The organism is Actinoplanes sp. NPDC049265 (genome assembly GCF_043197135.1).
Classification (GTDB): Bacteria; Actinomycetota; Actinomycetes; order Mycobacteriales; family Micromonosporaceae; genus Actinoplanes.
This window is the reverse complement of record NZ_JBICSP010000041.1, coordinates 1-13,949: the sequence shown is the minus strand read 5'-3', so window position 1 is coordinate 13,949 and position 13,949 is coordinate 1. Positions and strand designations below refer to the sequence as shown.

At 72.6% G+C, this 13,949-nt stretch carries 10 protein-coding genes; 3 read left to right on the top strand and 7 right to left on the bottom strand.

The window, feature by feature from the left end; translation table 11 throughout:
• Positions 1-35 precede the first annotated feature (35 nt).
• Positions 36-899 (top strand): NmrA family NAD(P)-binding protein, encoded by an 864-nt coding sequence (locus ACGFIO_RS43580; protein WP_392836992.1) that lies wholly within the window; start codon positions 36-38, stop codon positions 897-899.
• On the opposite strand, the gene ACGFIO_RS43575 is transcribed toward ACGFIO_RS43580, so the two are convergent.
• The 4 genes from ACGFIO_RS43575 to ACGFIO_RS43560 form a co-directional block, all read right to left on the bottom strand.
• Positions 866-1,672, bottom strand: a complete 807-nt coding sequence (locus ACGFIO_RS43575) for a helix-turn-helix domain-containing protein (RefSeq protein ID WP_392836991.1) — start codon at positions 1,670-1,672, stop codon at positions 866-868. The genes ACGFIO_RS43580 and ACGFIO_RS43575 overlap by 34 nt on opposite strands.
• Positions 1,673-1,689: 17 nt before the next feature.
• Positions 1,690-2,577, bottom strand: coding sequence for a MerR family transcriptional regulator (locus ACGFIO_RS43570; RefSeq protein ID WP_392836988.1), 888 nt, complete (start codon positions 2,575-2,577; stop codon positions 1,690-1,692).
• 176 nt (positions 2,578-2,753) lie between these two features.
• On the bottom strand, positions 2,754-4,439 hold the full coding sequence (locus ACGFIO_RS43565; RefSeq protein ID WP_392836987.1) for a M4 family metallopeptidase: 1,686 nt from the start codon (positions 4,437-4,439) through the stop codon (positions 2,754-2,756).
• Between the two features lie 121 nt (positions 4,440-4,560).
• Positions 4,561-5,322, bottom strand: a complete 762-nt coding sequence (locus ACGFIO_RS43560) for a helix-turn-helix transcriptional regulator (RefSeq protein ID WP_392836985.1) — start codon at positions 5,320-5,322, stop codon at positions 4,561-4,563.
• Positions 5,323-5,390: 68 nt separating this feature from the next.
• On the opposite strand from ACGFIO_RS43560, the gene ACGFIO_RS43555 reads away from it, so the two are divergent.
• Positions 5,391-6,443: a zinc-binding dehydrogenase gene (locus ACGFIO_RS43555; RefSeq protein WP_392836983.1), complete on the top strand. Its 1,053-nt coding sequence runs from the start codon at positions 5,391-5,393 to the stop codon at positions 6,441-6,443.
• A gap of 25 nt (positions 6,444-6,468) precedes the next feature.
• Here the strand turns inward: ACGFIO_RS43555 and ACGFIO_RS43550 are convergent, their stop codons facing one another.
• The 3 genes from ACGFIO_RS43550 to ACGFIO_RS43540 form a co-directional block, all read right to left on the bottom strand.
• Entirely contained in the window at positions 6,469-7,023 is a 555-nt protein-coding gene (locus tag ACGFIO_RS43550) for a Uma2 family endonuclease (protein WP_392836980.1), read from the bottom strand.
• A 17-nt stretch (positions 7,024-7,040) separates the two neighbouring features.
• Entirely contained in the window at positions 7,041-12,149 is a 5,109-nt protein-coding gene (locus tag ACGFIO_RS43545) for an SCO7613 C-terminal domain-containing membrane protein (protein WP_392836978.1), read from the bottom strand.
• A gap of 111 nt (positions 12,150-12,260) precedes the next feature.
• Positions 12,261-13,700, bottom strand: coding sequence for a UDP-glucose dehydrogenase family protein (locus ACGFIO_RS43540; protein ID WP_392836976.1), 1,440 nt, complete (start codon positions 13,698-13,700; stop codon positions 12,261-12,263).
• Between the two features lie 129 nt (positions 13,701-13,829).
• Here ACGFIO_RS43540 and ACGFIO_RS43535 point away from each other — a divergent pair.
• Positions 13,830-13,949: acyl-CoA dehydrogenase family protein (locus tag ACGFIO_RS43535; RefSeq protein WP_392837035.1), on the top strand; the 120-nt coding region annotated here is incomplete at its 3' end.

Here is a 13,949-nt window from a genome sequence, read left to right as displayed (position 1 = left end):
TGCTTTTTTAACCGGGTAACGGTTTGAATGGCGGCATGGAACACACCCCTGTGCTGGTCACCGGAGCGACCGGCCGGATCGGACGGGCCGTCACCGACCTGCTCACCGAGGCCGGCGCGCCGGTCCGTGCCCTGGTCCGGAGCACCGAATCAGCGGCGACGCTGCCGGCCGGCGCGGAAAGCGTCGTCGGTGATCTCACCGCGCCGGAATCGCTCGACGCCGCGCTGCGCGGTGTCCGTACCGTCTTCCTGGTCTGGACCGCGCCGCCGGACACCGCGGCGGCCGTCGTCGAGCGGCTGGCCGCCCACACCCGCCGGGTCGTCCACCTGTCCGCACCGCACCGAACCCCGCATCCGTTCTTCCGGCAACCGAACCCGATGGCCGCGCTGCACGCCGAGATCGAGCGGCTGATCACGGCGTCCGGAGTGGCCGCCACGACCGTCCGGCCCGGCCTGTTCGCTTCGAACGCCCTGCTCTGGTGGGCCGACACGATCCGGGGCGGCGGGGTGGTCCGGTGGCCGTACGGCGCGGCCGAGACGGCACCGGTCGACGATCGAGATGTGGCCGCGGTCGTCGCGCGGACCCTGCTCGATGACGGGCACGCCGGCGGTGACTACGTCCTGACCGGCCCCGAGGCACTCAGTCAGGCCGAGCAGGTGAGCATCATCGGTCAGGTCCTCGGCCGCCGGATCGCCTTCGAGGAACTGGCTCCCGGCGACTTCCGGCGCCAGACGGCGGGAAACCCGGCCGCGGACATGCTCCTGGCCGCCTGGGCCGCCACGATGGGACACCCGGCGTACATCACCGCCACGGTGTCGGACATCCTCGGCCGGCCACCGCGAACGTTCCGGCAGTGGGCGACCGATCACACCGCCGCGTTCACCGACGTCCGGAGGTGACGCAAGGCGTCCTCGGCCCAGTAGAGATGCATCCAGACCTCGTCCGAGAGCTGGGTCGCCACGTGCTGGAAGGACAGCTCCCCCAGCACCGGCAGCCGGTAGGTCTTGATGCCGGACGAGGGGGCGGCGACGTCGTGTTCGTCCCACAGCTTCCGGAAATCCGGGCCGGTGCGGTAGAGCTCGTCGACCAGCCGGGCGAGCACGTCGTCGTCCGGGAACCGGGTGGCCGCCGCGCGCACCACGCCCACGGTCTCCCGGGCCGACTGCTCCCAGCCGACCATGACCGCCGCGGCGGCCGGGTCGGCGAAAAGCCAGTGGGCGTAGAAGCGGTGTGCGGGCGGCCGGGCCCGGAAGTCGGTGGTCAACGCCTGGTGCAGGGCGTTCGATCCGAGCACCCGGGTGCCCCGCCCGACCACGATCGCCGGCACCGCGATCGCCCGCAGCAGCCCCTCGACATCCGGGGGCCCGGCCGCCGGGGCCGCCGGCGGGCCGGTCCGGCGGCCCCGGACCAGCAGGTACAGCTGCGACCGCTGCGTCGGGGAGAGCCGCAGCGCCCGGGCCAGCGCGTCGAGGACCCCGTCCGAGGGTGAGATGTTGCGGCCCTGCTCCAGGCGCATGTAGTAGTCGACGCTGACCCCGGCCAGCGCGGCCACCTCTTCCCGGCGCAGGCCCGGCACCCGGCGCGCGTCCCCGGCCCGGAGCCCGGCCTCGGCCGGGCTCACCTGCGCCCGTCGCGCCCGCAGGAAGTCGCGCAGGGCGGAGTTTCGTTCCACCCCACCACCCTGCCAGGTCAGCTCGGGTGCGCGAGGCGCAGAGCGGTCACCAGCCACCGCAGTTCGGCGCTGGCGTCGGGGGCGCTGCGCTGCCCGCGGACGGCGGCCACCAGCCGGCGGTACCGGTCGGCGCCGGCTTCGATACCCGCTTCCAGGCTGGCCAGTACGGCGGCCGGGTCGTCAGCGCGGAACATGTCGGCCACCAGCGCGGCGGCATCGGGCCCGTCCGGGCGCATGCCGTCGCGCCGGGCCCCGGCCACGATCTCGACGACCTGGCGCGCCCACCAGATCCGCGCACCCGGCGGCTGGGGCCGGCCGGGCACCGGAGTGTTCAGCCGCAGAAAGACACGCATGCGGGCGCGGAAATCCGGGTCCTGCAACAGCTCGGCCAGCTCGATCCAGGCGTCCACCTGCTCGGGCGTGGGGTCGTCGGGCAGGTCGATGCGCAACTCGCGCCCCCGGTCGAGGTCCCCGAACACCTCGGCCTTGAAATCTTCGATGATCTGCGTACGCTCCGCGGCCGAAAGCCGCGCCAACCGGTTCATCAGGGCTGTCTCCTCAGCGGTGGATCCACGTTTCGACACGGTGGACAACACGGCCCGGCTGACCTTCAGGAACCGGATCCGCGCGTCGAGCGCGGCCACATGCGCCTCGGCCACCTCGGCCACCGTGGCCCCGCCGTCGAGCACCCGGCTCACGTCGTCGAGCCCGAGGCCCAGCTCCCGCAACGTACGCACGAGCTCGACGCGGGCCACCCCGGCGGCGTCGTAGAGCCGGTAGCCGCTCGCCGACCGCCCGGCCGGCGGGACCGCTCCCTCGTCCGACCAGAAGCGCAGGGTACGCACGGGCAGTCCGGTGCGGCGCGCGAGCTGCCCGATGGTCAGCAGGCCGTCATCGTCGTCCATGGAAGGGATCCTCAATGTTCCAGCCGGTGGAGAGTCAAGCGGTCGACCTCACCCGGATGGTCACTCTCGGCGACGTCCCGCGGTACGTGTCGGTCCGGGGCCCATGTCCGAGGAACCGGGTCATTTCCTCACCGCCCTGCTCGCTCACCTCTACGGTTGGTCCCGGCTCCATCCGGTCAGTATCCGGCGGCCGGACCGCAGGTGTAGGCACGGACGTCGTCGATCCACCACGTCGACAGGCGCAGCTCCTTGTCGATGACCGAGACGAAACGGAACTGGACCTGGTGGCCGGCCAGCGGGGTCAGGTTGAGCCGGCTGGCCGTGTAGCCGTGGGTGTTGCCGGTGAAACCCTTGGCCGTGCCGTAGCCACTGGCCGCGTTCAGGTTGCCGGTGTAGCCGTTGTCGGTGAACAGCTTGCTCGCGTCGGTCCAGGCGCCGCCGTCGGCGCGGTACTCGACGTAGCCGGCGCCGAGGTGCTTGCCGTCCTCGGTCTGCATCGCCCGGTCGTGCTGGAAGCGCAGGTAGGTGGTGGCGCCGGTGGGCACCTTGACCGTCGAGTTCCAGGTCGCGGTCGACTTGCGTACGGTGCTGGTGCTCGCGGTGTACGGAATGTAGGACTGCAGCGCCTGCTTGCCCTCGCGGGCGTTGGCGTGGAACTTCACGTCGCCGTGGGCGTGCCCGTTGGCCGGCGGGTAGTGCCAGGCGCCGGTCAGCGTCCACCGGGCCCGGGCCGCCTGCTCGAAGCCGTCGCCGTCCACGGCCGTGCGTACCTCGCCCGCACCGCAGATCGGCGCCGGCTTGGTCAGCGCCGCACCGGCCTGGGCCGGCGCCAGCCGCATCTCGGTCGCGGTGATCGCCCGGCTCACCTGGGTGCAGTCGGTGGTGGTGAAGCCGCCGGTCCCGGCCGTCGCCAGCTGCGTGCAGGCGGTGGTCAGGGCGTCGGCGAGATCGGTGTACGTGGCCGCGGACGGCAGCAGCCCGAGGACCCGGTAATAGAGCTTGGCCGCCTTCGCGATGCCGATCCCGGTGACCGTCTGGCCGTTGAACGTCTTCGCACCGGAGGCGGTGATCAGGTACGCCGCCTTGTTGCCGACGCCGCTGTTGTAGTGCACGCCGCCACTGTCCTCGGGCTCGCCGGTTCCGGTCTCGTAGGCCGGCACGAAGTAGAGCGGCGAGCGCATCCGGTCGGGCGAGCGGTAGCCGTCCGTACCCGCCGCCTTGGTCGGGTCCTTCATGCTGCGCACCGGAGCCCATTCGGCGGTGTCCTCACCGATCAGCCAGTCGTAGGCCGGTCCGTCCTTGGTGCCCGGCGTCTTGTACGTCTGGTCCACGAACTCGCCGAAGACGTCGGCCATCGACTCGTCGATCGCCCCCGACTGGTAGCCGTAGTAGAAGTTCGCGGTGAACTGGTTGACCCCGTGGGTCAGCTCGTGCCCGGCCAGGTCGTCGGCCAGCACGAAGTCCTCGCCGGCGACGAGCTGCCGGCCGTCCCAGTACATCTGCGGGCAGCCGAGTTGGTCGCAGGCGCGGACGACGGCCCGCAGCGGCATGCCCCGGCCGTCGACCGAGTCCCGCCCCACGTACCGGCTCATGAAGTCGCGGAAATCGCCCAGGTCGTCGTACGCCCGGTTGACGTCGGCGACACCGACCGGCTTGCCCCCCTCGACCCGCGCCGCCTTCTTCGTCTCGCAAGTGAACTTCTCGAGGTCGGTCTGCCGGTTCGCGAGATCGCACACCAGCCGGGGCGTCACCGGCGCCGCGGCGGTCGTGGCACCGTCGGCTGTGGACACCGCCACGGCGTAGGTGGCCGCGGCGGCGAGGACTGTGACACCGGCCAGGAGTACGCGTCGAACTCTGATCATGAGATCGGACGCTATCGACGTGCGGGCGCGCCTCCGCCGGTTCCGACCCGAGGCGGCACGAATCCGGGAGCGGCCTCCCACCGCCGCCTGGAGGCCGGTCACCTGCGGGCCAAGCTCGTCCTCACGATGTAGGCAGGTGGTAGACGACCAGGGTCTGCTCGGGCCGGTCGGCGACGTGGAACGCGGCGTGGGCCACGGTGATCACACCGAGCCGGGGATGCCGGAACCGCTTGTGGCCGGCCTGGCTGAACTGGATGTCGTACCGCGGCCACCACTCGCGCACCTCCGGGCTGGCCGCGGTCAGCTCGGTCACCAGGCGGGTCACGCCCCGGTGGCCGGGATGCCGGCCGGCGATCGCCCGCAGCCGGGCCAGGAGGCCGCGCGCCTCCTGTTCCCAGTCGACCAGGATCTCGCGGGCCGCCGGCTCGGTGAACATCCAGCGCACCAGGTTGCCGCCCCGGGCGATGCCACCGAACAGCTCGGCCGCGGCGTCGTTGGCGGCCAGGACGTCGTAGTGGAGACCGGTGACGTAGGCCGGGTTGTCGCCCAGCAGAGCCGGCACGCCCGCCACCTCGGGAACCGCCTCCTCGGCGGCCTCCGGCCCCGGCGCCGTCCCCCCACCGGCCAGGCGGCGCAGATGCTCCTGCTCGGCCCCGGTCAGCCGCAGCGCCCGGGCCAGCGCGCCGAGCACCTGGGCGGACGGGCGCACGTCGCGGCCCTGTTCGAGGTAGGTGAGCCAGGTGGCGCTGATGCCGGCCAGCAGGGCCAGTTCCTCGCGGCGCAGGCCCGGGGTGCGGCGGCGCCCGGTGACCGGCAGACCGGCGGCGGCCGGGGTCACCCGCTCGCGGCGGCTACGAAGGAACGAACCCAGCTCGGTGCTCACCCTGGAACCTCCAATACCAGCATAAGGCGGCTCTGGATACCAGGTTAACCGGCGGCCAGGCTGGGGTCATGCGAGCTTGGACTGTTGCCTCACCCGACGACGGCGTACGCCTCAGCGACGTTCCCCCACCGGCGCTCCGGGGCGGTGGGGTGGTCGTGGAGGTGCTGGCCGCGCATCTCCCGGCGTACACGAAAGCGGTGGTGAGCGGAAACCGCGGCGGCCTGCCCCTGCCACTGGTCCTCGGACCGTCCTGCATCGGCCGGGTGGTCGCCGTGACGCCCGACGTGTTCCACCTCGCGCCCGGCGACATCGTCCTGGACACGGCCCTGCTCGACGCCGGCGGCGGCGACGAGATCCTGGTCGGTTGGGTGGGCCTGGGCGGTTCCGGCGCGGGCAGCGAACGAACCGACCGCATGCGTACGGTCTGGCACGACGGCGTCTTCGCCGAGCGGGCCCTCTGCGCCAAGGAGACGCTGGTCAGACTGCCCGGCGCCGAGGACCACCCCGACCCGGCCCGGCTGTCGTTCCTGCCGTGGCTGGGCATCGCCGCCGCCGGCCTGCACGCGGCTGGCCCCCTGGCCGGCCGCGACGTCGCCATCATCGGCGCGACCGGCCAGCTCGGCGGCGCGGCGGTGCTGACGGCGCTGGCCGAGGGCGCGGCGACGGTGACGGCGGTCGGCCGCAGCACGTCGTCGCTGGACCGGCTGGCCGAGCTGGGCCCCCGGGTACGCACCCACCGGCTGACCGGCGACCGGCCGGCCGACGCGGCGGGCATCGGCCCGGTCGACGTGGTCCTCGACGCCCTCGGCGCCACCCCGACGGCCGACGTGACAATGGCCGCCTACGACAGCCTGCGGGGGCGCGGCACGCTCGTCCTGGTCGGCGGCGTACGACAAAATCTCACCATCCCGTACGCCGACCTGATGCACCGCCGTCTCACCGTCCGCGGCTCCTGGATGAGCGACACCGAGACCGTGACCACCGTCTGGAACCTGATCCGTTCCGGTCTGCTCGACCTCTCCGCCCTCGACCCGCTGACCGTCGGCCTGGACGACCCGGCCGCCGCCCTCGACCTGGCCGAGCACACCACCGGCCTCAGCTTCGTGACCCTGGTCCCCTGACTCCGGGCCGGGCCACGGCCGTCGGTTACGCCGCGATGTAGTCCTGTGGCTTGGTGTTCAGAAGCCATTCGAGAGGCATCGTCGCGGCCACCCGGTAGGTCTGACCGCTGCCGGGCACATACATGGTGACGGTCTGGTCGTCGTCCCGGGCCACCGTCCAGTACATCGGGATGCCGGCCGCAGCGTATTCGTTGACCTTGGTCAGGAGGTCGACTCCCTCCGACCCGGTCGAGACGATCTCGATGACGAGTTGCAGATCGTCCGTCGGCAGGTAGACCGCTCTCGCCTGCCTACGACTCCACACCGTGAGGTCGGGAATGCGTCCCCCGACTCCCTTCGAGCCCTTGATCTGGACGCCCGCGACCTGCAGGATCCGATCCTTCGGTAGTCCAGATGCCAGCCACACCATTAGATAGGTGGCGATCAGCGCGTGGTCGCTGTCGGGCGGGGGCACTACGGTCAGGACTCCCTCAGGGCTCGTCTCATAGCGGTGGCCGTGCTGATCAGCATCGATCATCTCCGCCAGGTCGTCGAGCGTGACGAAGGCAGGCATGTTTCGGCCCACGATCTCTGCGCTCATGCCCAGCATCATACCGCTCAGCGCATGCGGGTCAGGGCGCCGCGGACGCGTTCCTGGGTGCGGCGGCGGGACTCGTTGGTCGCGCCCAGGACCAGGAGGACAGCGCCTAGCGGGACCAGGACCAGCCACGGGCCGACCAGGGTCATCGCGAAGTGGATGGCCGCGATGACCGTGACGGCGGCACCGACCACGACTGGGGCCTGCTGCTTGAGCTGGGCGCCGACGATCAGCGTGCCGACCGCGCCGCACAGGAGCAGGACCTCGCGCAGCGCTCCGCCGTCGGTGGTCAGGACGATGCCGACCGTGGGGACGAAGGCGGCCAGCAAGGCCGGGCCGTAGGCGGCCCAGCTGCTCAGCTCGGGACGATTGCGGGCCTCGATGATGCCGACGGCCAGGGCCAGGGCCGCGAACGGCAGCGTGTACGCCTCGGGCAGCGCCACATCCGACAAGGTCATGAACAGCCACCAGCCGACCACCTCGAACGCCACCGCCAGCCAGAACAGGTTGCGGCGCTGGCGGGCCGTGCGGTCGGGGCGGGTGGCGGTCAGGCCCATGACGGCGCCCCAGGCGGCGAACAATGCGGCCAGGTGCTCGGGTGAGTCGAAGGCGAGCAGGCCGGCCAGGACGGCCGACGCGTAGCCGGACCACTCGACCGTGACCGCCTCGCGCCGGTACTGCGGCAGGCCCAGCCGGGGCATGCTGGCCTCGAGCATGAGCAGGCCGGCCCCGACGGCCAGCACGCCGAACGCGGCCCAGGTGCGGTCCAGACCGGCCGCCGACGCCCCGGTCAGCACGAAGCCCTGGCCCATCGACACGGTGAACAGCCAGCCGAGGATGCGGGCGTGCGCGGTACGCCCGGCCAGCGCCGCCACCAGCCCGACGCCGACCGCCGCACCCAGGGTGAACAGGGTCAGCGGCTTGGTCGCCAGGGCACCGGCCAGCCCGGCCCCACCGGCCATCAGCCCGATCGCGAACACGACCACGCGGGTGGCGCGCAGCAGCGGCGCCCGGGTGGCGATCGGCGGCGGGGTGAGCGCCAGCCCGAGCATCGCCACCGTGAACACCACCAGGGCCGCGCTGGTCGACGCGGGCCAGGCCAGGTCCAGGCCGACGGGGGCGACGAGCAGCGTGATGGCCAGGCCGGGCAGGATCACCGGCACCGACTCGGAGGCCTTGCCGCCGAAGCCGAGGGCGGCCAGGGCCGCCGCCACGGTCAGCAGCAGGGCGGCGAGGACGCTGGTGCCGTCGACGGCTGGTTCGCCGGGGTTGACGAGCTCGGCCACCGGGCCCTGCCAGATGGCGCTGAGCTGCTGGAACGGGTCGAAGAGGGCGCCGGCCAGGGCCGGGCCGAGGGAGACCAGGGCGAGCAGGGTGGGCACGATCGCCACGATCACCGCGCCGGTGGCCGGGTCGACCAGCCAGCGGCCGCGCAGACCGCTCGGGCGCAGTTCGGTCCAGCGGCGGCGTTCCACCCAGTAGCGGTCGGGGGCCACGGTCAGGCCGGGGGCCTGGGTGGCGCCGCGGAGCAGCTCGGCGATCACGCCGAGCAGGGCGGCCGCGGCGGCGTAGAGCGCGGTCGGGTAGTCCGACGGGATCGACGCCACGGCGGTGACGGTGGCCCCGGCGACCAGGCCGAACGTGGCCCACGGGAGGTACTGCGGGATCCACTTGCCGAGGGTGCAGACCACGGCCAGGCTGAGCGCCGAGGCGGCCAGCGCGGCGGTGAGCACGATCTGGGCGTTGCGGCCCTCGCCGGCGGCCAGCGCGGCGAACACGCCGGGCAGCGCGAGCAGGACGGCGAAGGTGGCGGCGCCGCCGATCAGCCCGCGGTGCCGGGGCATGCCGGTGTCGTCGCGGGCCTGCAGGGTGGCGTCGGCGTCGGTCTCCTCGGCCGGGGCGAACGCCGGACCGCCGGCCCGGGCGAAGATCGCGACGAGCAGACCGGTCAGGACGATCAGCAGCATGGCCATCGCCGTCGACCAGGGCCGGACCAGGCCGACCGCGGTGAAGTGCAGGGCCACGACCACGGCCACGGCGGTTCGGGCGTACGCAGCCCTGGGGTCCCAGGCGGCGACCGCGGCCACCGCGTACCCCAGCGTCACCGCACCGCCGACCAGCAAGGGTGACCACCAGGGCAGGCCGAAGGCGGCCGGCGCGCCCACCGCGGCCAGCGCCGCGCAGATCGCACCGACGTTGAACGAGTGCGGCGGTGGCAGCGCGGCCGCGGCGGCGATGGCGATGAACAGCAGCGCGATCGGTGCCTGCCAGGCCGAGTCGGGCACGTTGCCGGGGTAGCCGCTGACGTCCGACGCCCACAGCGGGCCGGGCGCGGCCAGGATGCGCAGGCCGGCGCCGAGGGCCAACCAGGCGGCGATCAGCCCGACGACCAGGCCGGCCACGGCGAGACCCCGGACCGGGCCGCGCCGCCAGTCGTCGGGCAGCGCGCGTACCCCCAGACCGACCGCGAGCACGACCAGAGCGGCCACCACCAGGGGCGCGTTGGGGAAGGCGAGCGCGGCAACCCGGGCCAGCGCACCACAGATGGCGACCGTGGCACCGGCGGCGGCGATGTCGGGGCCGTCGAGCATCCGGTCGGCGCGGCGGCCGTTGTCCAGCGACTTGGCAAAGAACAGCAGGCCGGCCGAGGCCAGCAGGAGCGCGCCGACCCAGATGTCGGGGGCGGTGGCGCCGGGGGCGAGCAGCGCGGCCAGGGCCAGCGCGACCGCGCCGAGGCCGGCGCCGGCGGTCAGCGGCAGGCTGATCTCGCGGCGGGCGACCTGGAACACCGCGGCGTAGGTGAGCGTGCCGGCGACGGCCAGGAAGCCGATGGCCAGCGCGGGCACTGTGACGTCCTCGGTGGCCGGCGGTCCCCCGCCCGGGTCGGCCACGGCGAGCACGGCGGTGACCGCGGCGCCGGGCAGGGCCAGCGCGGCCGCCCCGGAGGCCCAGTCGCCGATCACCCAGCTGTAGATCTTGGCCGGGATCTGCCGGGCGGCGATCGCCACCATCACCCCGGCGCCGGCGATCGCGGTCAGCACGGCCGCGGTCAGCCAGGTGGCGCTGAGCGCGGCGCCCGCACCGAACAGACCGACCACGCCGGCCGCGCCGACGTGGAAATACGCGGCGCGCCGGCTGGGCGCCCGCATGCCGAAGGCCCCGATGCCGATCGCGGCGATGACCAGCGGCCAGGGCGCGGTCGACCAGGGCAGACCGAACGACGCGGGTACGGACAGAGCGGTCAGCGCCACGCCGACCACGGCACCCTCGTACCGGTACTCGGCCGGGAGGGCCAGGGCGGCGGCGAAGGTGAGCAGCAGCGCGCTGACGGCCAGCAGCCAGCCGGACGGGCCGGCCGCCTCGGCGATGCGCCCGGCGTACGCGGCCGTGTCGGCGTCCCACACCGGGCGGGCCGCCTGCACCGGGGCGAGTGCCGCCCGCAGCGCGTCCACGGCCACGAGCAGGCCGATCAGGGTGAGCGCGGCGGCCGAGGCCAGTTGCGGGCCGCGGCGGACCTCCAGCGGGATGTTGCCGACCACGGCGCCGGTGCAGGCGACCGCGGCCGCGGCGACCAGCAGGGTCCAGCGGGGGTCGGCGACGGCGGCGATCCGGGCGCTGGCCCCGATCACGGCCAGGGTGAGCACGGCGCCGGCGATGTTGCGGGCGGTGATGTTGTCGAGCAGCCAGGCGGCGGCCACCGCGATCGCGGCCGCGAGCACCAGGAGCAGGCCGGACCGCAGGGCGTGGGAGACCGCGTCGGCGCCGATCAGCGCGCCGCCGGCGTAGAGCAGCGAACCGGCGACCGCCGCGCAGAGCAGCGCGAACGTCAGTTCCCGGAGCCAGTCGGCCGACGGCGGGGTGGCCGGTGGTTCGAGCGGGACGGTGCCGGCCGCGGGCGCGCCCACCGGCCGGGGGCCGGGGAAGATCCGGGTCGGCCGCCACCAGCGCCGCTTCGGAGCCAGCCCGTCGATGATCAGGTCGGGTTCCTCGGGCTGCGACTCGGGCCGGTCGCGCAGTTCCTCTTCCTGGGCCAGGAAGTCGCGCTCGGCGGCGGCGCGGGCCTCGTCGGCCTCGGCCAGGTCCTCGCGGTCGCCCGGGGCGGGTCGCCGGATCGGCCAGCGCGGGACCAGCCGGCCGGTGCGGATCACGGTGGTGAGCAGCAGCAGGTCGAGCAGGGCGACGATGGCCAGCGCGAGGCCCCAGCCGGCCGGGCCTTCGATCCACGGGTACGCGAGCAGCGGCGGAACCGGCTGCACGGCGATGACGGTGGCGTACCGTGGCGCGTTCAGCCGGGTGACGCCGGCGTACACGAAGCCGGCCACCGCGGTGATCATGAACGTGACGCCGAGGTAGACGGCGGCGCTGACGTTGAGTCCGAGGCTGCTGTCGTGCAGGGCGTACAGCGAGACGGGCAGCAGCACGAGCCCGACCGCGGACACCGTCTCGGCCGTCGACGACAGGTCGCGTTTGGCGAACCACGGCGCGCTGACCAGGGCAATGGCCGTGAAGAGGAGAAGCACGAAGCCCCGGGTGACCGGGTTGGTGACGGCGACCGTGGCGAACACCACGGCGGCCACGCCGAGCAGCAGCGCGCCCAGCACCAGCAGGATGTTCTGCACCGACTGGGAGGACGCTTCCGGCGGGTGCGGCTGGTGCGGCTGGTGGCCGGGCGGCCCGGCCGGGGGGCGGCGCGGCGGTGGCGGCTTCTCCGTCGGCGGCGGGTCGTCGACCAGCAGCGTGTTGCCGTCGGTGGCGACTCCGGCCGAGGCCGGGGTGGCGGAGGCCGCCCACGGCGGCGCCCCGGCCGGCTGGGGGCCCTTCGCGCTCCTCGGCGGCGTTTCCCGCCGGGGCGTGTCCCTCGGCGGCGCTCCGCCGGGCGGCGGGGACGTGCCCGGCGGCGGGGGCGGCGGTTCGGCCGTGCGGGCCCGTCGCGCCTTCGGGCCCTTGGCCTTCTTCTGCGTGTTCGCGTGCGCGAGGATGTCCCGCTGGAACTGGGCCGCCTGGATCTTGCTGGCGATCTCGGTCCGCGTCTTCGCGGCCGCCATGTCCTGGATCTTCAGGTCCGCGATCGAGGCATCGATGCGGGACAGCTCATCGTCGTAGCTGTCGGGCTGATTCGCCTGCGCCACGGCACCCTCCTCGACCCCGGGCCTGTCCTACTTATTTGAGCATGCCGGTCCGACACCTCATTAGAACAGGCTCACGGCGGTCGAGATCTATGGAAATTGGCGCTTACCCCATCAAACTGACGGGTTCGGTCGTCCCATTCCGCGATACTCCCAGCCCGCCCGGGCCCAGAGCGTAGCGTCCAGACAGTTCCGTCCGTCGATGACACGCCTGGCGTTCACGACTTCGCCGAGCGTGACCGGATCGGCGTTGCGGAACTCGGCCCACTCGGTGAGCACACACACCAGATCGGCCCCGGCCACCGCGGCGGTCATCGACTCCTCGTAACGCAGCCTGGGCTGGGCCAGCTCGGCGTTGGCCATCCCCTGCGGGTCGTAGACGTGCACGTCGGCACCGGCCTTGGCCAGCGTCGCCGCGATCGCCAGCGACGGCGAATCGCGTACATCATCGGAATTCGGCTTGAACGCCGCGCCCAGAACGGCGATCCGCGTACCCGCCAGATCCGGACCCGCCGGACCCGGCAACCGGCCCAGCAACTCCGACGCCAACTGGATCACCCGCGTACGACGACGCTGATTGACCAGATCCACCTCATGCAAGAACCGCAACGCCTCACCCGCACCCAACTCCTGAGCACGAGCCTGGAACGCCCGAATGTCCTTCGGCAGACACCCACCACCGAAACCCACACCCGCCTGCAAGAACCTGTTCCCGATCCGCGGGTCGTACCCGATCGCCTTGGAGAGCTGCGTCACATCACCACCGGCGACCTCACACACCTCGGCCATCGCGTTGATGAAACTGATCTTCGTAGCCAGGAACGCGTTCGCCGCCACCTTCACCAACTCCGCCGTCGCGAAATCAGTCACCACCAACGGCACCTCACGGTCCTCCGTCGCGGCCAGATCGAACACACCCTTGTGCGCGGCATACAACATGCCGTTAGCCCAATCGGTCTTCACCCCGACCACGATCCGGTTCGGCCGCAACACATCCTCGACCGCGAAACCCTCCTGCAAGAACTCCGGCGACCACGCCACCTCCACCCCCAGATCAGGGTCAGCATGCTTGGCCACCAACTGCTCCACCCACTCCGCCGTACCCACCGGCACCGTGGACTTACCCACGATCAACGCCCGCCGAGACAGATGCCTGGCCAGATTCGACACCGACGTCTCCACGTACGTCAGATCAGCACCCATACCATCAGCCCGCTGCGGCGTACCCACACAGATGAAATGCACATCGGCGAAGTCAGCCACCTGCTCGTACGACGTCGTGAACCGCAACCGCCCCGACGCCAGATTGCCCCGCAGCAACTCATCCAGCCCCGCCTCATGGAACGGCACCTCACCACCAGCCAACTTGGCGATCTTCGCCTCATCGACGTCGAACCCCAACACCTCATAACCAAGCTCAGCGAAACAGATCGCATACGTGGCACCCAAGTAACCAGTACCAAGGAAGGCCAGGCGGGGACGCGGCGCTCCGGAGGGCGGAACGACGGCGGGGAACGCCATGGCGGACGACTGGGTCGGGTAGGGGATCGTCACGGAGGAAATCTCCAGTCGGACGGGGCCGGATCGGGGTGCTTCACCTTCTCATGCGTCGTCCTCGGGGGATGACAGGCGTACCCTACGCGCCAGTAACATGTGGGCGGGAACCACCTGGAGGGGAAAGCGATGAGCGACTTCGACGTCTACCAGTTGCCCGAGGACCACGAGACGATCCGCGCGGCCGTGCGCGAGGTCTGCGACGCCCGCGTGGCACCCCACGCCGCCGAAGCCGACGAGAACGCCGAG